Raw genomic sequence first — 21212 nt, 5'->3', positions numbered from 1 at the left:
CGAACGTGCGCCCGTGCGCGCAGGCGCAACTTCAACTTCAAAACTCAGGTATGGAGCTTCGGCCCTGGCGTTGGGCGCCATGCTGGTCGCCGCGCCGGCCTGGGCCCAGACCAAGCCGGCCGACGAGGTGTCGACGGTCGACGAGGTGGTCGTCACCAGCATCCGTCAAAGCTTGAAGAGCTCGCAGCAGCTGAAGCAAAGCTCCGAGATCATCGGCGACTCGATCACCGCCGAGGACATCGGCGCCCTGCCGGACCGCTCGGTGACCGAGGCGCTGCAGCGCATCCCGGGCGTGGCCATCAACCGGTTCGCCGCCGGCGTCGACCCCGACCACTTCTCGACCGAAGGCAGCGGCGTCGTCGTGCGCGGCCTGAACTTCGTGCGTTCCGAACTGAACGGCCGCGACACCTTCTCGGCCAACAACGGCCGCGCCCTGAGCTTCGCGGACGTGCCGTCCGAGCTGATGGGCGGCGTCGACGTGTTCAAGAGCCCCTCGGCCGACATGATCGAGGGCGGCATTTCGGGCACGGTGAACCTGCGCACCCGCCTGCCGTTCGACAGCACCAAGCGGCTGCTGTCGGTGTCGGCGGAGGCCAGCTACGGCGACTTCGTCAAGCGTTGGGCGCCGACCTACACGGCCCTCTACAGCGACCAGTGGGACACCGAGGCCGGCACGTTCGGCCTGCTGCTGAGCGCCGTCGACTCCAAGCTGTTCACCCGCGCCGACGGCACCCAAGTGTCGAACTTCGGCTGCCGCACCGGCTTCACCAGCGCCCAGACCGCCAATCCGCAAGCCGTGGATTGCCCCCAGGGCGGCAAGGGCGTGTGGTTCCCGCGCGGCGCGGCCTTCCGCAGCACCGAGACCGAGCGTGAGCGCACGGGCTATGCGGCGGCCGGCCAATGGCGCAGCAACGACGACACCATGCTGGCGACCTTCCAGTACCTGCGCTCGGAATCGACGCAGTCCTGGACCGAGCACGCGATGGAGATCGCCACCGACAACGTGACCTCGAACGGCGACTCCCGCCCGATCGACGGCACGACCTTCGGCGTCGACAGCGACGGCATCTTCACCAACGGGATCATCACCGGCACCACCGGCTGGCGCGACGACCAGAACGGTCCGGACCCGCGCACGCCGACCTTCGGCCTGCAGAGCAACAACATCAGCCGCAGCGTCGAGCAGACCTACGTCACCTCGGACTACGGCTTCAATTTCAAGTGGACGCCGAACGATCGCCTGGGCGTGGCCTTCGACTATCAGCACGTCGACTCGACGGTCGACAACCTGGACGTCGGCATCTGGGGCTCGAGCTTCCAGAACCTGGACCTGAAGCTCAACGGCTCGGACATGCCGGTGTTCACGTTCATTCCGCCGGCCAGCGGCGCGTCGATCCCGGCCTGCTCGCCGCCCAGCGGCAGCTGCTCGACCTACTTCACCGGCGCGCACAACAGCTTCCAGGACCCGTACAACAGCTTCTGGCGTTCGGCGATGGACCACATCGAGCAGAGCGAAGGCAAGGAAGACGCCGCCAAGATCGACGTCGATTACCGCTTCGCCGAGAACAGCTGGCTGGACTCCGCGCGGGTCGGGGTGCGCTGGGCCGAGCGCGACCAGACCACGCGCTTCTCGACCTATAACTGGGGCGTGCTGAGCGAAATCTGGGGCGCCGGCGGCCCGGTCTGGTTCGACGATCCGATCAACGGCAATCCGGCCACGCCCGGCGGTTCGACCAGCTCGGCCCACACCGAACTCTATCCGTTCACCGACTTCATGCGCGGCCAGGTTCCGGTTCCGACCGGCCTGGACGCCCGCCCGTTCTACAACGGCAACGCCGCTAAGGACTACGCGGCGATGTCGGCCTTCGCCCTCAGCGTCGGCGACGAATGGCGGGCCCGCAACGGCGCCAATGGTTGCGCGCAGAACTGGGTTCCCCTGGCTCAGCGATGCAATGTGATCGCCGGCACGCCGTTCCTTCCGCAGGAAATCAACCCCGTCAACGAGACGACCAAGTCGGCCTACGGCATGCTGCGCTTCAAGCATGACGCAGGAAACGATGTCCGGATCACCGGCAACATCGGCCTGCGCTACACCGAGACCACGCGCGAGGCTTCGGGATTCAGAACCTTCCCGTTGACCAACTTCAGCACCGACGCGGAATGCGCCTCCGTCCCGGCGGGCCAGACGCCGACCCCGTTCTGCCAGCTCACGCCGGCGATCCGGGCCCAGGCCCGCCTGTGGGCCAACGGCGCGGTGGTGCCGGACACGGCTCACGCCAAGTTCGAATACTGGCTGCCCAGCTTCAACCTGAAGGTGGCCATGCAGCACGGGGTCCAGCTGCGCTTCGGCCTGTCCAAGACCCTGACCCCGCCCGAGATCGGCCTGACCCGCAACTACTACAACCTGGCGCTCAATACGAACGCCGACGGGATCAGCAACGGCATGCCCACGGGCAACGTCACGGTCGGCAATCCCTTCCTCAAGCCCACCCAGGCCAAGAACATCGACGCCTCGGTGGAATGGTACTTCGCGCCAGTCGGCTCGCTGACCTTCGCGGCGTTCTGGAAGGAACTGACCGACGTCGCCACCAACACGACCGCCCGCGTGCCGTTCACCAACAACGGCGCCACCTTCGATGTCCTGGTCACCACGCCCGGCAACGCCGAGCAGAAGGCCCACGTCAAGGGCTTCGAAGTCGCCTACCAGCAGTTCTACGACTTCCTGCCCAAGCCGCTGGACGGGTTCGGCATCAACGCCAACTACAGCTACATCGACAGCAAGGGCGTGCCGCAAAGCACGCTGTCGGCGACCGATCCCGACGTGGCCGCCGGCCGCGTCTCGACGGTCAACACCGCGCTGCTGCCGCTGCAGGGCCTGTCCAAGCACAACGCCAACCTCGCGGCCATCTACGAGAAGGGTCCGATCTCGGCTCGCCTGGCCTACAACTGGCGTTCGGACTTCCTGCTGACGGTCCGCGACGTGATCGTGCCCTTCGCGCCGATCATGAACGAGGCCACCGGCCAGCTGGACGGTTCGCTGTTCTACACCCTCAACCCGAAGGTGAAGATCGGCGTGCAGGGCGTGAACCTGACCAACGAGGTCACCAAGACCACCCAGGTCCTGAACGACCAGCTGCTCAAGGCCGGGCGGTCGTGGTTCATGAACGACCGGCGCTACACCTTCGTGGTCCGCGCCAGCTTCTAGATCCCGAGGCGACCCGGCCGGACCTCGTCCGGTCGGGTCGTCCAGGGCGCATGTCCTTCGACCGTCCGCGGGCGAGGGCTTCTATCCCAAAACTCGCCGCGCAACGTTCCTGACGTTGCGCGGCGTTCTTGAGAGGGCTTCGCCGTGACGTCTCGCCGTTCATCGTTTTCCAGGCGCGGCTTCATCGGGAGCGGCGCCGCCGTGGCGGCCGTCAGCGCGGTTCCGGGCCTGGGCCTGGCCGCCGATCGGTCCTTTAGCCCGTCTCTCGCCGCCCTGGCCCGCGCCAAGGGCCTGCGGTTCGGTAGCGCGGTCGGGATGGGCACGTTCAACGATCCCCGCTATCGCCAGGTGCTGATCGACGAGTGCGGCGTGCTGGTCCCCGAGAACGAGCTGAAATGGTACGTCCTGCGTCCCGACGCCAAGACCTTCGCTTTCGGGCGGGCCGACCGGATCGCCGCCTTCGCCAAGGCCCACGACATCGCTCTGCGCGGCCACACCCTGCTGTGGCATCACCCGAAATGGTTCCCGGCCTGGCTCAACGCCTACGACTTCGGCCAGGGTCCCGCCGCCGCCAAGAACGCCCAGGCCTTGCTGGTCGATCACATCGACAAGGTCGTGGCGCACTATCCGCAGATCGCCTCCTGGGACGTGGTCAACGAGACCATCGACCCTAAGGACGGCTCGATCCGCCGCACCGTCTTTTCCGACGCCATGGGCCAGGAACAGACCCTGGACGTCGCCTTCCACGCCGCCCGCGCCGCCGCGCCCAAGGCCCGGCTGGTCTATAACGACTACATGGGCTGGGAGGCCGGCAACGAGGCGCACCGGGCCGGTGTGCTGAAGCTGCTGGAAGGCTTCCGCAAGCGCGGGACGCCGGTCGACGCCCTGGGCGTGCAGAGCCATCTGGGCACGGAAGATCCGGCCGCGCCCGGCAGCCTGGGCCGGCCCCAGGAAAAGGCCTGGCGCGCCTTCATCGATGAGGCGACCGGCATGGGTTACGACCTGCTGATCACCGAGTTCGACGTCAATGACCAGAACCTGCCGGCCGACATCGCCGTCCGCGACGCGGACACGGCCGCCGTGGCCAAGGCCTATCTCGACCTGATGCTGGACTACCGTCAGACCAAGGAGGTTCTGGCCTGGGGCATGGTCGACAAATATTCCTGGCTGCAGGGCTTCACGCCGCGCAAGGACGGCCTAGCCATGCGCGTGACGCTCTATGACGACGCCTACCGGCCCAAGCCGTTGCGTGAGGCGGTGGCGGCCGCCTTGCGGTCGGCGCCGGCGCGGGCTTGATCCGCCGGGCGACGAACCGGCCTACCGTCTCGACTTCGCTTCGCGCTATCTTGGGCGCCCATGAGCGGTCGATCCGCCAACTGTTGCTCCTAGGCGCCGCATGAGCCTGTCCTTTCCGCCCCTGGAAGAGCGTTCGAACGTCACGCGGGAGGCGCTGCGGGGCGAGATCGTCCCCGCCTACCGGCCCGTGGTGCTGCGCGGCTTCGCGGCGGACTGGCCGGCGGTCCGGGCCGGCCTGGAGGGCCCCGAGGCCGTGGCGGCCTATTTGAAGGGCTTCGACGCGGGCGCGACGGTCGAGGCCTTCGTCGGACCGCCGGAGATCGACGGCCGCTTCTTCTACGGCGACGCCGAGCGGGCGTTGAATTTCGAGCGGCGACCGGGCGGGATCTCGGCCATCCTCGACGACCTGCTGGCCCTGGGCCAGGAGGCGCGGCCGCCGTCGGTCTATGTCGGTTCGACCCTGACGTCCGGGGTGCTGCCCGGCTTCGCCGAGGCCAACCGTCACGATCTGCTGGCCGTGCCGGTCGAGCCGCGCATCTGGTTTGGCAACGCGGCCACGGCGCAGACCCATTACGACATGGCCGACAACATCGCCGTGGTGGTGGCTGGGCGCCGGCGCTTTACCCTGTTTCCACCCGAGCAGACGGCCAACCTCTATGTCGGGCCGCTGGACTTCACCCTGGCCGGCCAGCCGATCAGCATGGTCCGGCTCGACGACCCCGATCTAGACCGCTATCCGCGCTTCGCCGAGGCGGCTCGGCGGGGCCTCGCGGCCGAGCTGGAGCCCGGTGACGCCCTCTACATCCCCACCGCCTGGTGGCACCACGTCCAGTCGCTCGACAGCCTCAATGTGCTGGTCAACTACTGGTGGCGCGACCTGCCGCCCGAGGCGGGCTCGGCGTTCGAGGTGCTGGTCCATGGCCTGCTGGCGGTGCGCCACCTGCCCAAGTCGCGGCGCGACGCCTGGCGGGCGATCTTCGATCACTACTGGTTCGAGGCCGACGGCGATCCCGCCGCCCACCTGCCCGAAGAGCGCAAGGGCGTGCTGGGGCCGTTGACGCCGCGCCTGGCCCAGAGCATCCGCGCCTATCTCAAGCAGGCCCTCAAGTGAGGTGAGGCCGCGCCTCAGGCGTGGGCGATGATCGGCAGGAAGGTCTCGGCCGTCAGGCTGGCGCCGCCCACCAGCACGCCGTCGACGTTCGGAGTGGTCAGGATCTGCGCCGCATTGGCCGGGGTCACCGAGCCGCCGTATAGCAGCCGGACGCGGTCGCCGGCCGGGCCCAGGGCCGCGCGGCAGGCCTGGCGCAGCACCGCGTGCATGGCGGCGATGTCGTCCCCCGTGGCCGAGCGGCCCGTGCCGATCGCCCAGATCGGCTCGTAGGCCACCGACAGCCAGTCGCCGTCGGCGTCGGCCGGCAGGCAGTTCTCCAACTGGGCGCGGACCACCGCCTCGGCCTGGCCGGCCTCGCGGACGTCCAGCGCTTCGCCCACGCAGAGGATCACCGACAGGCCATGCCGGCGCGCGGCCTGCGCCTTGCCGCGCACCTCGGCGTCGGTCTCGCGGCGGCCGGCCCGGCACTCGCTGTGGCCGACGATGGTGAAGGCCGCGCCGGCGTCCTTGACCATCGGCGCCGACAGGCAGCCGGTGTGGGCGCCCTTGTCGGCCGCATGGATGTCCTGGGCCCCGACGTGGATCGCGCCGGCCGCCTGCCAGGCGGCGGTGATCAGGGTCGCGGGGACGGCCACCCCGACATCGACGGCGGGCGTATCGCGCGCCGCCGCGTCGATCGCGCTCAGGACGGGCAGGGCGGCCAGGTTGCCGTGCATCTTCCAGTTTCCGACCACGAACTTGCGGGCGGGCTTATCCATGGCGACGTGCATTCGGTCTCCATGCGCCGGAGCGCTTGTGTCTTGAAGGGGACGGGTGGTCAGGCCTGCTCGAGCACCCTGGCGGGATGGTCCACGCGGGCCAGCCGTTCGCCCAGGGCGTCCAGCTGGGCCCACAGGGCGGGCGGCAGGCGATCGCCGAACTGGGCGTAGGCCTCGGGGATCAGAGCGGCCTCGGCGCGCCAGATCTGCGGATCGACGGTCAGCAGCAGGTCCAGCTGGGCGTCGGTCAGGTCCAGGCCCGTCAGGTCCAGGCCGTCGCGGGCGGGCAGGCGGCCGATCGGGCTGTCGACCGCGCCGGCCTGACCCTCCAGGCGGTCGACGATCCACTTCAGCACGCGACTGTTCTCGCCGTAGCCCGGCCAGACGAACCTGCCGCGCTCGTCCTTGCGGAACCAGTTGACGAAGTAGATGCGCGGCAGCTTGGCCGGATCGGCCGAGGCCCCGACCTTCAGCCAGTGGTCGAAATAGTCGCCCATGTTGTAGCCGCAGAACGGCAGCATGGCGAAGGGATCGCGGCGCAGCGCGCCGATGCTGTTCTCGGCCGCGGCCGTGCCTTCCGAGGCGACGTTGGAGGCCAGGAACACGCCGTGCTCCCAGTCGAAGGCCTCGGTGACCAGCGGCACGGCCGAGGCGCGGCGGCCGCCGAACAGGATGGCCGAGATCGGCACGCCGGCCGGGTCCTCCCACTCGTCGGCGATGACCGGGCACTGGCCGGCGGGGACGGCGAAGCGGGCGTTCGGATGGGCGGCGGGCTCGCCCAGCTCCGGCGTCCAGGCCTGGCCCTTCCAGTCGGTCAAGCCTTCGGGCGGGTGCTCGGTCAGGCCCTCCCACCAGACGTCGCCGTCAGCGGTCAGGGCGACATTGGTGTAGATGCAGTTGGCGTGCAGGGTGTCGACGGCGTTGCGGTTGGTCTTGACCCCGGTGCCCGGCGCGACGCCGAAGAAGCCGGCCTCGGGATTGATCGCGTACAGCCGGCCGTCGGCCCCGAACCGCATCCAGCAGATGTCGTCGCCGATTGTCTCGGCCTTCCAGCCGGGCAGGGTGGGCTGCAGCATGGCCATGTTGGTCTTGCCGCAGGCGCTGGGGAAGGCGGCGGCCACATAGCGCGCCTGGCCGGCCGGCGAGGTCAGCTTGAGGATCAGCATGTGCTCGGCCAGCCAGCCCTCGTCGCGGGCCATCACCGAGGCGATGCGCAGGGCGTAGCACTTCTTGCCCAGCAGGGCGTTGCCGCCGTAGCCCGAGCCGTAGGACCAGATCTCGCGGCTTTCGGGGAAGTGCACGATGTACTTGTCGTCGTTGCACGGCCAGGCGACATCGGCTTGGCCCTCGGCCAGCGGCGCGCCCAGGGTGTGCAGGGCCGGCACGAAGAAGCCGTCCTCGCCCAGGGCGTCCAGCGCCGCCTGGCCCATGCGGGTCATCACCCGCATCGAGACGGCGACATAGGCGCTGTCGGTGATCTCGACGCCCAGGGCGCTGATCGGCGACCCCACCGGGCCCATCGAGAACGGCACGACATACATCGTGCGGCCCCGCATGCAGCCGTCGAACAGGCCGTTCAGGGTCTGGCGCATCTCGACGGGATCGCGCCAGTTGTTGGTCGGGCCGGCCTCGGCGGGGTCCTGCGAGCAGATGAAGGTGCGGCTCTCGACGCGGGCGACGTCGCGCGGGTCCGAGGCGGCGTGGAACGAGTTGGGGCGGAGGTTCGGGTTGAGGCGCTTCAGCGTGCCCAGGGCGACCAGTTCGTCGGTCAGGGCGGTCCATTCCGCGTCGGAGCCGTCGCACCAGTGGACGGCCTTGGGCTTGGTCAGGGCGGCGACCTCGTCGACCCAAGCCAATAGACGCGCGTGTTTCGTCGGGGGCGCGTTGGCGCCCGGCCCTAGGTTCTGCATGATTCCGTCCTGCTGCAAGCTGGCGAGACTGTCGCTCGCCTTGGCGCGCACCATAGCGTCGCGGACCGGATGGAAAAGCCCAATGTTTTCAATGACAACGTTGTCGGCGAAAATTGAGGCGCAATTGGCTGCTCGCGCGGCATGTTTTCACGCCTGGCGCCCGATTATGAGGAAGATGATCCATTGGTGAAGCTTCGTGGCGTCGAAATGCTCACGCTTCAAGCCTGTCCAGGGGAGAATCGAAGCGCCGGAAATTCAGTCGGGCCAGCGTCGTGAACTCCGGCGGCCCGGGCCTCTGGCGGACTTGGTCCGGGCGTCTATGGTGGCGGCGCCTTTCCCATGGAGCGACGACCGGACATGAAGCCGAAGCCTCTCATTCTCACCGCCGCGATGCTGGGCCTTGGCGCGCTCTTCGCCGGTTCGCCGGCCCTGGCCCAGGCCAAACCGGAAGACACCGAACTGTGGACGCCGACGCCGGCGGTGGTCACCCCGGCCAAGGAGCCCGGCGGCGCGCCGTCGGACGCCATCGTGCTGTTCGACGGCGGCGACCTGAAGGAATGGGTCGCGACCCAGGACAAGTCGCCGGCCGGCTGGGCCGTGGCGGACGGGGTGCTGACCGTCGACAAGACGCGGGGCAACATCGAGACCCGACGCAGCTTCCGCGACTATCAGCTGCATCTGGAATGGCGTATTCCGGCCGACATCACCGGCTCGGGCCAGGCGCGGGGCAACAGCGGCGTCTTCCTGGCCTCCACCGGCCCCGGCGATCGCGGTTACGAGCTCCAGATCCTCGACCCCTACCAGAACCCGACCTATGTGAACGGCCAGGCCGCCAGCCTCTACAAGCAGCATCCGCCGCTGGTGAACGCGGGGCGCAAGCCGGGCGAGTGGCAGGTCTATGACGTGGTCTGGCGGGCGCCGGTGTTCGGACCCGACGGCGCGCTCGTCACGCCGGCCAGCGCGACCGTGCTGCACAACGGAGTGCTGGTGCAGGACGGGGCCGTCTTCGCGGGCGAGACCGTCTATATCGGCAAGCCGCCGTCCCAGCCCTTCGCCGCCGCGCCGATCAAGCTGCAGGCCCACGGCGACCCCAGCGCGCCGATCAGCTTCCGCAACATTTGGGTTCGCGAACTGCCGCCCAGGCCCTAGAACGCTGACCTGATGCAATCAGGTCGGCGTTCTAGATCTTTGTTTTAACGCATTTTCTTCACGCGAACCGGCGCCCACTTCGCTCGAAATGCCCTAGCCAGGGCTGGCCGGCGGAGCCGTGCTGGACCGCACGACGAGGCGGTGGGGCAGAGTGACGTTCTGCAGGCTGCTGGTGCGGTCGGCCAGGATGTCGAGCAGCAGCCGGACCACCTCGTGGCCGATCTGCTCCATCGGCTGGCTGACCGTGGTCAGTTGCGGGCTGAGATACTGCGCGAAGCGGATGTCGTCGAAGCCGACCAGCGACACGTCCCGGGGACAACTCAGGCCGCGCCGGCGGATGGCTTCGATCGCGCCCATGGCCATCTCGTCGCTGAAGCAGAAGATGGCCGTGGGCGGCCCGGGCTGGTCGAGCAGTTCGCCGGCCTGGCGCACGCCCGATTCGATCGAGAAGTCGCCGATGGCCATGCGCAGCGCGCTGGCCCGGCCCCGACGCTGGGCCGCCGCCAGGACCCCGGCCAGGCGGTCGCTGCTGATCGGGCTGACCAGCGGACCTGTGACGACGCCGACCCGCGTATGGCCCAGGCCGTAGAGGTGCTCCATGACCTCCGCGGCGGCGCCCTCGTTGTCGATATGGGCGCTGGAGACCGCCAGGCCGGGACGAAACTCGCAGCCGTTGACGATCGGCGTCCGCGGGCCCTTGGCGGCGACCATTTCGGCCAGGACGTCCGGCAGGCGGTGGCCCAGGAAGATCAGGCCGTCGGCTTCCTTGCGCCGGAACATCGACGCGTACTGCTCCTCGCGCGCCTCTTCGTGGCGGGTGTCGCCCAGCAGCACCGAATAGCCGGCCGCCAGCGCGGCCTCCTCCACGCCCCGGATGACCTGCGAGAAGAACGGGTTGGAGATGTCCGGCACGGTGACCAGGATTTTCTCGGTCCGCAGGGTCCGCAGACTCTTGGCGGCGAAGTTGGGCTCGTAGCCGAGGCGGGTGACCGCCTCCATCACCTTCTTGCGCGTGGCTTCCAGCACCAGTTCGGGCGCGCTGAACACCCTCGAAACCGTCGCGGTCGAGACTCCAGCGTCCAGAGCGACATCTTGAATGGTGGCCATCGGCTCGACACTGGCGGCAAGCCAGGCCCTTGGCAAGGCGCAGCTCTCCCGCTTCGGGGCGCCGTTGGGCAGTTGCCGCCTTGACGGACCCCTGTTATCGATGATTTCGATTACATGAGCGCGAGGGCGGCCCAAACGGGTCGAAACCCCGCCGCCAATCCTGGTCGGGGAGGCCAGAACCATGACGACGCGCCTGCGGCTCTTCCTGATGATGGTGCTCCAGCTGGCGATCTGGGGCGCCTGGGCGCCGAAGATCTTTCCCTACATGGGAATGCTGGGCTTCGCGCCCTGGCAGCAGTCGCTGGTCGGCAGCGCCTGGGGCGTGGCCGCCGTGGTCGGGATCTTCTTCTCCAACCAGTTCGCCGATCGCAATTTCGCGGCCGAGCGCTTCCTGGCGGTCAGCCACCTGATCGGCGGCTTGGCCCTGGTCGGGACGGCGCTGTCGACCAGCTTCTGGCCGTTCTTCGCCTGCTACCTGATCTTCAGCCTGGTCTATGTGCCGACGTTGTCGGTGACCAACTCGATCGCCTTCGCCAACCTGCGCGACCCGGCGGCGGACTTCGGCGCGGTGCGCATGGGCGGGACGGTGGGCTGGGTGCTGGTCAGCTGGCCCTTCGTCTTTCTGCTGGGCGCCCACGCCGGCGCCGAGCAGGTGCGGTGGATCTTCCTGGTCGCGGCGATCCTATCGTTCGCCTTCGCCGGCTATGCCCTGACCCTGCCGCACACGCCGGCCCGCAAGGACGCGCCGGGGATCGACAACCTAGCCTGGCGACGGGCCCTGAAGCTGCTGGCGGCGCCATTCGTGCTGGTGCTGTTCCTGGTCACCTTCATCGATTCTGTGATCCACAACGGCTACTTCGTGATGGCCGACGCCTTCCTGACCAACCGGGTCGGGATCGCCGGCAATCTCAGCATGGTGGTGCTGAGCCTGGGCCAGGTGGCCGAGATCCTGACCATGTTCCTGCTGGGCCGCGTGCTGGCGAAGCTAGGCTGGAAGATCACCATGATCGTCGGCGTGCTGGGCCACGCCGCCCGCTTCGCGGTCTTCGCCTTCTTCGCCGACAGCGTCCCGGTGATCGTGGCCGTGCAACTGCTGCACGGGATCTGCTACGCCTTCTTCTTCGCCACCGTGTACATCTTCGTCGACGCGGTGTTCCCCAAGGACGTCCGCTCCAGCGCCCAGGGCCTGTTCAACCTGCTGATCCTGGGCGTCGGCAATGTGGTGGCCAGCTTCCTGTTCCCGACCCTGGTCAGCCGCCTCAGCCATGCCGGCGCCGACGGGGCCGCGGTGGTCGACTACACCAGCCTGTTCCTGGTTCCCACCGGCATGGCCCTGGCGGCCGTGCTGCTGCTGGCCCTGTTCTTCAAGCCGCCGACCCGGGCCCCGGTGGCCGAGGGCGAGGCCGAAGACGACGCGCCCGTCGCCGCGGCCAGCCCGGCCCAGCCCTAGCCATGCTCCTCCAGAAAAAGGAAAGCCTCGTGCGCTCAACAGCTTGCGAAACCCGAGCCTCGGCCGCCGATCTTTCGCGGCGCAGCCTGCTGGCGGTCGGCGCGGCCAGCCTGGGCGCGGCCTATGGCGGTCTGGCCGGCGCGGCGGAGAAGCCGTTCTTCCAGCGTCGCGACCTGCCGCTCGGCATCCAGCTCTACACCCTGGGTCCGGACCTGCAGAAGGACCTGGACGCCCAGCTCGCCACCGTGGCCAGGATCGGCTTCAAGTCGGTGGAGCTGGCCGGCTATCTGGGCCGCACCCCGGCCGAGCTGCGGGCCGCCTTCGACAAGGCCGGCCTGGTCTGCCGCAGCGCCCACATCTCGCCCAAGGGCGCCAGCGGCCCCAGCTTCAGCGGCGACCTGGCCAAGCTGGCCGACGACCTGCACGTGATCGGCGTGAAGGCGGCGATCATGCCGATCCTCTACATCCCGGACCGCCTGGGCGGCGCCGATCTGCGCCAGGCCGGCGCCCAGATGACGGCCGACGACTGGAAATGGAACGCCGACTTCCTGAACGAGAAGGCCGCCGTCCTGAAGAAGGCGGGCGTCGCGACGGGCTATCACAACCACAATTTCGAGTTCGCGCCGCTCGGCGAGACCAACGGCATGGAGATCCTGCTGAAGGGCACGGATCCCAGCCTCGTCACCTTCGAGATGGACGCCGGCTGGGTGACGGCGGCCGGCCAGGATCCGTTCGCCCTGCTGAAGGCGCACCCCGGCCGCTTCACCCAGATGCACGTCAAGGACATCAAGGCCACGACCAAGGCCAATTTCGAGCTGCGGCAGGATCCAACCGAGGTTGGCGGCGGCATGATCCCTTGGCCCAAGCTGCTGCCCGCCGCCTACGCCGCCGGGGTCCGGGGCTTCTATGTCGAGCAGGAGCCGCCGTTCGCCCATAGCCGGCTGGAATCGGCGAAGATCAGCTTCGACTACCTGGCGAAAGTGACGGCCTGATGAGCGGACGGACGCCCTTGCGGCTGGCCATGGTCGGCGGCGGTCCCGGGTCGTTCATCGGGCCGGTACACCGCATGGCCGCCGAGCTGGACGGCCGGATCCGGCTGGTGGCCGGCGTGTTCAGCCGCGATCCGGCGAAGAACGCGGCGGCCGCCGACGGCTGGGGCGTGGCGCGCGATCGGGTCTATCCCGACCATCATGCGATGATCGCCGCCGAGCGGGCGCGTGACGATGGCGTGGACCTTGTCGCCGTCGTCACGCCCAACCACCTGCACTTCGACGTCGCCGCCGCCGCCCTGCGCGGCGGCCTGCATGTGATCAGCGACAAGCCGGCGACCCTGAACCTGGCCCAGGCCCGGGAGCTGGCCGACATCGTTGCGGCGTCGGGCAAGCTCTACGGCCTGACCTACACCTATACGGGCTATCCGATGGTCCGCGAGGCGCGCGAGATCGTGGCGCGCGGCGACCTGGGCGCGGTGCGCAAGGTGGTCGTCGAATATTCGCAAGGCTGGCTGTCGCGGCCCCTCGAGCGCGAGGACAACAAGCAGGCCAGCTGGCGCTCGGACCCGGCCCAGTCGGGCGTCGGCGGCTGCATCGGCGACATCGGCGTCCACGCCTTCAACATCGCCGAGTTCATCACCGGCGACCGCGTCGAGCGCCTGTGCGCCGACGTCGCCACCGTGGTCCCGGGCCGGGGCCTGGACGACGACTGCAACGTGCTGCTGCGCTTTGCGGGCGGCGCGCGCGGCGTGCTGATCGCCTCGCAGATCTCGGCGGGCGCGCGCAACGGCCTGAAGATCAGCGTCTATGGCGAAACGGGCGGCCTGACCTGGTCGCACGAGCGGCCCAATGAACTGACGCTGGACTGGCTGGACGGACCCAGCCAGGTGCTGCACGCCGGCTCGGCCTATCTGGGCGCGGGCGCCCGGGCGGTCACGCGGCTGCCGACCGGTCACCCGGAAGGCTTCATCGAGGCCTTCGCCAACATCTATCGCGACTTCGCCGACGCGATCGCCGGACAGGGCGACGGCCGGCTCGTGCCGGACATCGCCGAGGGCGTGCGCGGCATGGCGTTCGTCGAGCGCGCCGTGGCGGCCAGCCAGGCCGAGGCCGGCTGGGTGTCTCTGGCCGCCCGCCCGGCCGAGCCCGGCGGGGTCATGCAGGAAGGAGAGGGGCGATGAAGACGCTCAAGGGACCGGCGATTTTCCTCGCCCAGTTCATCGGCGACAAGCCGCCGTTCGACAAGCTGGAGACGATGGCCGCCTGGGTCGCCGATCTCGGCTATGTTGGCGTGCAGATGCCGACAGGCGGGGCGGACTCGTTCTTCGACCTGGCCCTGGCCGCCGAAAGCCAGGCCTATTGCGACGACATCGCCGGGATGCTGGCGGGCCACGGTCTGCAGATCACCGAGCTGTCGACCCATCTGCAAGGCCAACTGGTCGCCGTGCATCCGGCCTATGACGAGCTGTTCGACGGCTTCGCCCCGCCGGAGCTGCGCGGCAAGCCGGCGGAACGCCAGGCCTGGGCGGTGGGGCAGATGAAAGCCGCCGCCGTGGCCAGCCGGCGCCTGGGCCTGAACGCCCACGCCACCTTCTCCGGCGCCTTGGCCTGGCCATACTTCTACCCCTGGCCGCAGCGCCCGGCGGGCCTGATCGAGGAGGCCTTCGCCGAGCTGGGCCGCCGCTGGAAGCCGATCCTCGACGCGTTCGAGGAGGAAGGCGTCGACGTCTGCTACGAGATCCATCCGGGCGAGGACCTGCACGACGGGGCCACGTTCGAGCGTTTCCTGGACGAGGTGGGCGGCCATGCGCGGGCCAACATCCTCTACGATCCCAGCCACTTCGTGCTGCAGCAGCTGGACTATCTGGGCTATATCGACCGCTATCACGAGCGGATCCGCGCCTTCCACGTCAAGGACGCCGAATTTCGTCCTTCGGCCCGATCCGGCGTCTATGGCGGTTACCAGGGCTGGGTCGACCGGCCGGGCCGCTTCCGGTCGCTGGGCGACGGGCAGGTGGACTTCAAGGCGATCTTCTCCAAGCTGGCCCAGTACGACTTTCCCGGCTGGGCGGTGCTGGAATGGGAATGCGCCCTCAAGCACCCCGAGCAGGGGGCCCGCGAGGGCGCGCCGTTCATCCGCGACCACATCATCCGGGTCACGGACAAGGCGTTCGACGACTTCGCCGGCAGCGCGCCCGACGCCGGTCGCAATCGCCGGCTAATAGGTCTCTAACCTCCCGAGGAACACGTTCCGATGAAGTATCCGCTTATCCTCGCCGCCGCCTTCGTCGCGACGGCGACCAGCGCCGCCGCCGCGCCGCCTTCGGGCCAGCAGGTGTTCGAGCAGCGCTGCTCGGTCTGCCATTCGCTCCAGCCGGCTCCGGGCAAGATGGGGCCGCCCCTGGCCGGGGTGGTCGGCCGCAAGGCGGGCACGGCCCCGGGCTACGCCTACAGCAACGCGCTGAAGGCCTCGAACATCACCTGGACCCCCGAGCAGTTGGACGCCTTCGTCAAGGCGCCGGGCAAGACCGTTCCCGGCACCAAGATGCTGCTGGGCGCGCCGGACGCCGAACAGCGCGCCGCCGTGATCCAGTATCTGGGCTCCCTCAAGAAGTAGTCCTTAAGGGAGCCCAGGACGGCTTCAGCGGGCCGTCAGTTCCTGGATCTCGATGTCCTTGAACTCGATCGGGTGGCCCTCGCTCTGCAGGGCGATGTAGCCCTCGGTCACCGGCTGCGCGCCCCGGGCGAGGATGTAGGGCTTGGCTCCGCCGGCGACCGTGTCGTCAGGATCCAGGGTGACGTCCGCATAGCGGTGGATGGTCACGCCGTTGATCTTCTCGGTGATCGCGCCGCTGGGCAGGACTTCCAGCTCGGCCTTGACCCAGGTTCCGTTGGGAACCGTCGGGGCGTTGGCCGGCGGCGTGCAGTGCTCTTTGACCTTGGCGCCGTCCATGGTGATGGTGGTGCCCGGCGTGCAGACCGCGCCGGTGGGGCGGGGCGCGTCGCCTTCCTTGCCCAGCAACTGGAACTCGACCGAGACGGGGAAGGGCTGCTCCACCGTCATGCTCTGGGGGCTCTGGCTGGCGAACATGATCCCGCTGTTGCTGCGCGCCCAGGCCGGCGTGTCCGGCAGGCCGCCCTCGGTCAGGAAGCGGTAGGTCAGGCGCAGGCGATAGGCCTTGAACGGCGTCTTGTAGAACAGGTGCCCGAACTGCCCGTCCAGCTTGTCGTAGCCGGCGTAGGAGACCCGGATCGCGCCATGGTCGACCACGAAGGTCTGGCGATAGTTCTCGCCCGAGGGATGTTTCGCGACCTTCGGCGTCCAGCCGTCCAGGCTTCGCCCGTCGAAGAGCGAGCGCCACGGCCCGGCCTTCACCTCTTCGGCGCTGGCATGGACGCCGGCGCCAAGGGCCAGGCAACCCAACAACGCCCCCGCGGCGAGACCCGGCGCCGAGGCGCGGCGCTTTCGAACGGACTGGCGAACGGACTGGCTCGGTTTCATCATGGCTCTTCCTGTTGCTCCCTCATTCGGCTTCGACGGTTTTCGCATGAAACCGCGAGCTTTCTTGCAATGTAACCCATTTCATGGAAGCCTCCAGGCAACAATGAAGGGTCGCCGAAGTCGGCGCGCCGCGCTGCGAGGGCAGCGGGCGCGAGTCCGTCAGGCGCGCCAAGCGGGGAGTAAACATGGCCAATCTCAACGGTCGCGCGCGCAAGAAGAACACCTATGATGCGATCGTCGTCGGCAGCGGCATCACCGGCGGTTGGGCGGCCAAGGAGCTGACCCAGAAGGGGCTCAAGACCCTGGTCTTGGAGCGTGGCCCGATGGTCCGCCACCTGGAGGATTATCCCACCGCCACGATGGATCCTTGGCAGGCCAAGTACCCGCAGGGGCAGCTGCCGCCGGACGAACTGGCCGCCCACTACCCCGTCCAGCGCCGCACCGGCTACACGCTGACCGAATACACCAAGCACTTCTTCGTCCGCGACGACCAGAACCCCTACACCGAGGAAAGCCGCTACGACTGGATCCGCGGCTACCAGGTGGGCGGGCGGTCGCTGACCTGGGGGCGCCAGAGCTATCGCCACAGCCCGATCGACTTCGAAGCCAACGCCCGCGAGGGAATCGGCGTCGACTGGCCGATCCGCTACGAGGAGCTGGCGCCCTGGTACGACCATGTCGAGCGGTTCATCGGCGTCTCGGGCCAGCGCGAGGGCCTGCCCCAGCTGCCCGACGGCCAGTACCAGCCGCCGATGGAGATGAACTGCGTCGAGAAGGCCTTCAAGGCCAAGTCCGAGGCGCGATTCCCCGAGCGTCGAATCACCATGGGCCGGACCGCCCACCTGACCGAGCCTACCGAGGAGCAGCTCAGCCTCGGCCGGACCAAGTGCCAGTACCGCAACATGTGCATCCGCGGCTGCCCGTTCGGCGGCTATTACAGCTCCAACTCCGGAGGGCTGGTGGCGGCCGAGCGCACCGGCAACCTGGTGATCCGCCCCGGCTCGATCGTCACCTCGCTGATCTATGACGAGAAGGCGGGCAAGGCGACCGGCGTGCGCATCCTGGACGCGACGACGCGCCAGGAGGAGGAGTTCTACGCCGACGTCGTGTTCCTGTGCGCCTCGGCCTTCAACTCGGCCTGGATCATGATGAACTCGACCAGTTCGCGGTTCCCCAACGGCTTCGGCAACGGCAGCGACCAGCTGGGCCGCAACGTCATGGACCATCACCTGGGCGTCGGGGCCAGCGCGGAGGCTCCCGAGTTCGCCGACATGTACTATTCGGGCCGCCGGCCCAACGGGATCTACGTGCCGCGTTTCCGCAACCTGGGCGACGCGGCCACCAAGCGCAGCGACTATCTGCGCGGCTTCGGCTACCAGGGCGGCGCCAGCCGGCCGGGATGGGACCGCGACCTAGTCAGGCCCGGCGGCGAGGTCGCGGGGCCCCGGGGCTTCGGGGCGGCGCGCAAGGCGGCCCTGAGCCAGCCCGGCCCGTGGTACATGGGGTTGGGCGGGTTCGGCGAGATCCTGCCCTACGAAGACAACCGGATCACCCTGAACCACGACAAGACCGACGAGTTCGGCCTGCCGACCCTGTCGATGAACGTCACGATCCGCGAGAACGAACTGGCCATGCGCCGCGACATGCAGACCGCCGCGGCGGAGATGCTGGAGGCGGCGGGCTTCAAGAACGTCCGGGGGTACGACGGAGGCTATGCGCCGGGGCTGGGCATCCACGAGATGGGCACCGCGCGGATGGGCCGCGACCCGAAGACCTCGGTGCTCAACGCCCACAACCAGGTTCACGAGTGCAAGAACGTCTATGTCACCGACGGGGCGGCGATGACCTCGGCGTCCTGCGTGAACCCGTCCCTGACCTATATGGCGCTGACGGCCCGGGCCGCCGACCACGCGGTCAAGGCGCGCAAGCGGGGAGAACTGTGATGCTGCTGAGCCGACGCGACGCGATCCGCGGCCTGACCTTCACCTTCGGGATGGCGGCGACGGGCTTCGCCGGGCAAGCCATGGCGGACGCGCCCGCCCTGGCCTGGACCCCCACGGCCCTGACGCCGGACCAGGCCCGCCTGGTCGACGTGGTGGCCGAGCTGATCATCCCCAAGACCGATACGCCGGGCGCGCGGGAGGCCGGGGTGCCGCAGTTCATCGACCGCGCCCTGGCCGACTATTTCGACAAGGCCCAGGCCGAGCGCCTGCGGGCGGGGCTTGACCGCATGGACGCCGACGCCCGCGCCGCCCACGGCGACGTCTTCGTGGCGCTGACGCCGCAGCAGCAGGTCGAGCTTCTGACCGGCTATGACCGCGAAGCCTCGACCCAGAGCCAAGCGCCGGGCGAGCGCCACTTCTTCCCGCTGCTGGAGGATCTGGTGACCGTCGGCTACTTCACCTCCGAGCCCGGCGCGACGGTGGCCTTGAGGTACGACCCCGTCCCCGGCGCCTATCACGGTTGTGTGCCGCTGGCGGAGCTCGGCCGCGGCTGGGCGACCCGCTAGACGGCGACGTCCCGCCGTGCGCGGCGGGCTGTTCGCGCCGGCCGGAGCTCGCTACGAAGGACGCTCCAGCCTGCGGCCCGATCTGAGCGAGGACATGAAACCCAGGATCCTGATCAGCCGCCGCTGGCCCGAGGCGGTCGAGGCGCGGCTGCGCCAGCGTTACGACGTGACGCTGAACGAGACCGACACGCCGCTGACCGTTGACCAGGTACGGGCGGCGATGGGCGCGTATGACGCCCTGTGCCCGACGGTTTCGGACCAGGTGACCGCCGAGGTCCTGGCCGCGCCCGGCGCGCGGGTGAGAATCATCGCCAACTACGGCGCGGGTTACGAGCACATCGACCTGGCGGCGGCGAAGGCGGCCGGGATCGTGGTGACCAACACGCCGGACGTGCTGACCGACGCCACCGCCGAGCTGGCGTTGCTGCTGATGCTGATGACCAGCCGTCGGGCCGGCGAGGGCGAACGCGAGCTGCGGGCCGGCCGGTGGATCGGCTGGCGGCCCACCCACCTGCTGGGCCAGTCCCTGGCGGGCAAGACCCTGGGCCTGGTCGGCTATGGCCGCATCGCCAAGGCCACCGCCCGGCGGGCGCGCGCCGCCCTGGGCATGGAGATCGCCTATTACAGCCGCCGGCGCGCGGCCGATGAGGACGGCGCGACCTATCACGACACGCTGGAGAGCCTGGCGGCGACGGCCGACGTGCTGTCGCTGCACACCCCCGGCGGTCCCGAGACCCGTCATCTGGTCGACGCGGCCCTGCTGGCGCGGATGAAGCCGACGGCGATCCTGATCAACACCGCGCGCGGCTCGGTGGTGGCCGAGGCCGACCTGGCCCAGGCCCTGGCCGACGGGACGATCGCCGGCGCGGGGCTGGATGTCTACCAGGGCGAGCCCAGGGTCGATCCCGTCTTGCTGGCCGCGCCCAACACCGTGCTGCTGCCGCACCTGGGCAGCGCGACCCTGGAGACCCGCATCGCCATGGGCCAGCGCGTGGCCGACAACCTGGACCGGTTCTTCGACGGCGAGCCGCCGCTGGACCGGGTGGCCTGAAACAGACTGGCGCCTGGACCACCGCGCGGCGGCCCAGGCGAGGACCTCAGGCCTGGCCGACGACCTGCCGCTGCTGGCCCAGGCCGTCGATGCCCAGTTCCATCACGTCGCCGACGTCCAGATAGACCTCCGGCCGCTGTCCCAGGCCCACGCCGGGCGGGGTGCCGGTCGAGATGACGTCGCCGGGATGCAGGGTCATGAACTGCGAGACGTAGGCGACGATGAAGGCGGGCTTGAAGATCATCGTGGCGGTGGAGCCGTTCTGGAACGTCTTGCCGTTGACGGTCAGCCACATCTTCAGGTTCGCCGGGTCGGGGACCTCGTCGCGCGTCACCAGCCAGGGGCCGATGGGGCCGAAGGTGTCGCAGCCCTTGCCCTTGTCCCAGGTGCCGCCGCGCTCGATCTGGAAGGCGCGCTCGGAAACGTCGTTGATCACGCAGTAGCCGGCGATGTGGGCCTCGGCGTCCTTTTCCTCGACATAGCTGGCGGTCTTGCCGATCACCACGCCCAGCTCGACCTCCCAATCCAGCTTGGTCGAGCCGCGCGGCTTCAGCACCGTGTCGTCGGGGCCGGTGATCGCCGAGATGGCCTTGGTGAACAGCACCGGCTCGTCCGGGATCGGCAGGCCGGATTCGGCGGCATGGTCGGCGTAGTTCAGGCCGATGCACAGGAACTTGCCGACCTTGCCCACGCAGGGGCCGTAGCGGACATCCGCCGGCGCCAGGGGCAGGGCGCCGAGGTCCAGGGCGCGCAGCCGGGCCAGCGACTCGTCGGACAGGGCTGCGCCGTCGATGTCGGCGACCACGCCGCTGAGGTCGCGCACCCGGCCCTGGGCGTCCAGAACGCCGGGCTTTTCCTGGCCGGCCGTGCCGAAGCGGAGCAGTTTCATGAAGTATCCTCTTGCCTGGGACGAGTTGACCCAGCCGCCGTCGATGACGTTAACGGCGCCTGTTGTAAAGCCGGACTCGTCGCAGGCTGGGTGAACCGCCAGGGCGGCTCGGCGATGAAGGTGCGGCGTCGTTGTTGTCGAACAGGCGCGGCGGCGCGGCGGCCATTGATCCGAGCGCGCGATGCGGAGGACCTGGTGGCGCAAGCGGCGTCCTTGACCGGCCTACGCATACACAAGTGACCTGGGGCGTGTTATTGCGCACGACATCCCTGACGCCTTGATA

The 21212-nt window shown here is 69.1% G+C and carries 17 protein-coding genes; 12 read left to right on the top strand and 5 right to left on the bottom strand.

What is annotated here, in order from left to right; all coding sequences use genetic code 11:
• Positions 1 to 79: 79 nt before the first annotated feature.
• The 3 genes from BM066_RS06725 to BM066_RS06715 all read left to right on the top strand — a co-directional run bounded on the left by BM066_RS06725 (position 80) and on the right by BM066_RS06715 (position 5612).
• The gene (locus BM066_RS06725) at positions 80 to 3205 is read left to right on the top strand and encodes a TonB-dependent receptor (RefSeq protein WP_255367502.1); all 3126 of its coding nucleotides are present in this window, start codon (positions 80 to 82) and stop codon (positions 3203 to 3205) included.
• 201 nt (positions 3206 to 3406) lie between these two features.
• The gene (locus BM066_RS06720; RefSeq protein WP_255367501.1) at positions 3407 to 4501 is read left to right on the top strand and encodes an endo-1,4-beta-xylanase; all 1095 of its coding nucleotides are present in this window, start codon (positions 3407 to 3409) and stop codon (positions 4499 to 4501) included.
• Positions 4502 to 4601: 100 nt separating this feature from the next.
• Positions 4602 to 5612, top strand: coding sequence for a cupin-like domain-containing protein (locus BM066_RS06715; RefSeq protein ID WP_089925694.1), 1011 nt, complete (start codon positions 4602 to 4604; stop codon positions 5610 to 5612).
• A 14-nt stretch (positions 5613 to 5626) separates the two neighbouring features.
• On the opposite strand, the gene tpiA is transcribed toward BM066_RS06715, so the two are convergent.
• Both tpiA and BM066_RS06705 read right to left on the bottom strand, forming a co-directional pair.
• Positions 5627 to 6382, bottom strand: coding sequence for a triose-phosphate isomerase (gene tpiA / locus BM066_RS06710; RefSeq protein WP_255367500.1), 756 nt, complete (start codon positions 6380 to 6382; stop codon positions 5627 to 5629).
• A 47-nt stretch (positions 6383 to 6429) separates the two neighbouring features.
• Positions 6430 to 8280, bottom strand: a complete 1851-nt coding sequence (locus BM066_RS06705; protein WP_089925890.1) for a phosphoenolpyruvate carboxykinase (GTP) — start codon at positions 8278 to 8280, stop codon at positions 6430 to 6432.
• Positions 8281 to 8670: 390 nt separating this feature from the next.
• Between BM066_RS06705 and BM066_RS06700 the strand changes: the two genes are divergently transcribed.
• Positions 8671 to 9429, top strand: a complete 759-nt coding sequence (locus tag BM066_RS06700; protein ID WP_089925887.1) for a 3-keto-disaccharide hydrolase — start codon at positions 8671 to 8673, stop codon at positions 9427 to 9429.
• A gap of 93 nt (positions 9430 to 9522) precedes the next feature.
• Here BM066_RS06700 and BM066_RS06695 read toward each other — a convergent pair whose 3' ends face one another.
• On the bottom strand, positions 9523 to 10536 hold the full coding sequence (locus BM066_RS06695) for a LacI family DNA-binding transcriptional regulator (RefSeq protein WP_089925691.1): 1014 nt from the start codon (positions 10534 to 10536) through the stop codon (positions 9523 to 9525).
• Positions 10537 to 10717: 181 nt separating this feature from the next.
• On the opposite strand from BM066_RS06695, the gene BM066_RS06690 reads away from it, so the two are divergent.
• Genes BM066_RS06690 through BM066_RS06670 form a run of 5 tightly spaced genes read left to right on the top strand, consistent with a single transcriptional unit; the run spans position 10718 to position 15595 of the window.
• Complete coding sequence (locus tag BM066_RS06690) at positions 10718 to 11986, top strand: MFS transporter (RefSeq protein ID WP_089925689.1); 1269 nt, start codon at positions 10718 to 10720, stop codon at positions 11984 to 11986.
• Between the two features lie 29 nt (positions 11987 to 12015).
• Positions 12016 to 12978 (top strand): sugar phosphate isomerase/epimerase family protein, encoded by a 963-nt coding sequence (locus tag BM066_RS06685; protein ID WP_369823230.1) that lies wholly within the window; start codon positions 12016 to 12018, stop codon positions 12976 to 12978.
• Positions 12978 to 14159 carry a Gfo/Idh/MocA family protein gene (locus BM066_RS06680; protein WP_089925683.1) on the top strand — a complete coding sequence of 394 codons (1182 nt, stop codon included), beginning with the start codon at positions 12978 to 12980 and terminating at the stop codon, positions 14157 to 14159. Before BM066_RS06685 ends, BM066_RS06680 begins: the two co-directional genes overlap by 1 nt.
• Complete coding sequence (locus BM066_RS06675; RefSeq protein ID WP_089925680.1) at positions 14156 to 15211, top strand: sugar phosphate isomerase/epimerase family protein; 1056 nt, start codon at positions 14156 to 14158, stop codon at positions 15209 to 15211. The genes BM066_RS06680 and BM066_RS06675 overlap by 4 nt, the downstream gene beginning before the upstream one ends.
• 21 nt (positions 15212 to 15232) lie before the next feature.
• Positions 15233 to 15595 (top strand): c-type cytochrome, encoded by a 363-nt coding sequence (locus BM066_RS06670; protein ID WP_089925678.1) that lies wholly within the window; start codon positions 15233 to 15235, stop codon positions 15593 to 15595.
• Between the two features lie 24 nt (positions 15596 to 15619).
• Here BM066_RS06670 and BM066_RS06665 read toward each other — a convergent pair whose 3' ends face one another.
• Positions 15620 to 16480, bottom strand: coding sequence for a 3-keto-disaccharide hydrolase (locus tag BM066_RS06665; protein ID WP_089925884.1), 861 nt, complete (start codon positions 16478 to 16480; stop codon positions 15620 to 15622).
• Positions 16481 to 16665: 185 nt separating this feature from the next.
• Here BM066_RS06665 and BM066_RS06660 point away from each other — a divergent pair, with 185 nt between their 5' ends.
• From BM066_RS06660 to BM066_RS06650, 3 genes are all read left to right on the top strand, one after another.
• The gene (locus tag BM066_RS06660; protein ID WP_089925675.1) at positions 16666 to 18423 is read left to right on the top strand and encodes a GMC oxidoreductase; all 1758 of its coding nucleotides are present in this window, start codon (positions 16666 to 16668) and stop codon (positions 18421 to 18423) included.
• A complete protein-coding gene (locus tag BM066_RS06655; RefSeq protein ID WP_304441204.1) occupies positions 18423 to 18989 on the top strand; it encodes a gluconate 2-dehydrogenase subunit 3 family protein in 567 nt (188 codons plus the stop codon). The genes BM066_RS06660 and BM066_RS06655 overlap by 1 nt, the downstream gene beginning before the upstream one ends.
• A 94-nt stretch (positions 18990 to 19083) precedes the next feature.
• Positions 19084 to 20040: a 2-hydroxyacid dehydrogenase gene (locus BM066_RS06650; RefSeq protein WP_089925879.1), complete on the top strand. Its 957-nt coding sequence runs from the start codon at positions 19084 to 19086 to the stop codon at positions 20038 to 20040.
• Positions 20041 to 20086: 46 nt separating this feature from the next.
• Here the strand turns inward: BM066_RS06650 and BM066_RS06645 are convergent, their stop codons facing one another.
• Positions 20087 to 20929 carry a fumarylacetoacetate hydrolase family protein gene (locus BM066_RS06645; RefSeq protein WP_089925672.1) on the bottom strand — a complete coding sequence of 281 codons (843 nt, stop codon included), beginning with the start codon at positions 20927 to 20929 and terminating at the stop codon, positions 20087 to 20089.
• Positions 20930 to 21212 lie beyond the last annotated feature (283 nt).

It is taken from the genome of Caulobacter sp. UNC279MFTsu5.1, from assembly GCF_900114015.1.
Lineage (GTDB): Bacteria > Pseudomonadota > Alphaproteobacteria > Caulobacterales > Caulobacteraceae > Caulobacter.
This window is presented reverse-complemented; position numbering and strand designations above follow the sequence as displayed.

Coding starts and splice junctions, on each gene's coding strand:
- BM066_RS06655 (WP_304441204.1), top strand. CDS start 18,423: ATGCTGCTGAGCCGACGCGACGCGATCCGCGGCCTGACCTTCACCTTC.
- BM066_RS06650 (WP_089925879.1), top strand. CDS start 19,084: ATGAAACCCAGGATCCTGATCAGCCGCCGCTGGCCCGAGGCGGTCGAG.
- BM066_RS06725 (WP_255367502.1), top strand. CDS start 80: ATGCTGGTCGCCGCGCCGGCCTGGGCCCAGACCAAGCCGGCCGACGAG.
- tpiA (WP_255367500.1), bottom strand. CDS start 6,382: ATGCACGTCGCCATGGATAAGCCCGCCCGCAAGTTCGTGGTCGGAAAC.
- BM066_RS06700 (WP_089925887.1), top strand. CDS start 8,671: ATGCTGGGCCTTGGCGCGCTCTTCGCCGGTTCGCCGGCCCTGGCCCAG.
- BM066_RS06670 (WP_089925678.1), top strand. CDS start 15,233: ATGAAGTATCCGCTTATCCTCGCCGCCGCCTTCGTCGCGACGGCGACC.
- BM066_RS06715 (WP_089925694.1), top strand. CDS start 4,602: ATGAGCCTGTCCTTTCCGCCCCTGGAAGAGCGTTCGAACGTCACGCGG.
- BM066_RS06645 (WP_089925672.1), bottom strand. CDS start 20,929: ATGAAACTGCTCCGCTTCGGCACGGCCGGCCAGGAAAAGCCCGGCGTT.
- BM066_RS06675 (WP_089925680.1), top strand. CDS start 14,156: ATGAAGACGCTCAAGGGACCGGCGATTTTCCTCGCCCAGTTCATCGGC.
- BM066_RS06660 (WP_089925675.1), top strand. CDS start 16,666: ATGGCCAATCTCAACGGTCGCGCGCGCAAGAAGAACACCTATGATGCG.
- BM066_RS06695 (WP_089925691.1), bottom strand. CDS start 10,536: ATGGCCACCATTCAAGATGTCGCTCTGGACGCTGGAGTCTCGACCGCG.
- BM066_RS06665 (WP_089925884.1), bottom strand. CDS start 16,480: ATGAAACCGAGCCAGTCCGTTCGCCAGTCCGTTCGAAAGCGCCGCGCC.
- BM066_RS06705 (WP_089925890.1), bottom strand. CDS start 8,280: ATGCAGAACCTAGGGCCGGGCGCCAACGCGCCCCCGACGAAACACGCG.
- BM066_RS06690 (WP_089925689.1), top strand. CDS start 10,718: ATGACGACGCGCCTGCGGCTCTTCCTGATGATGGTGCTCCAGCTGGCG.
- BM066_RS06680 (WP_089925683.1), top strand. CDS start 12,978: ATGAGCGGACGGACGCCCTTGCGGCTGGCCATGGTCGGCGGCGGTCCC.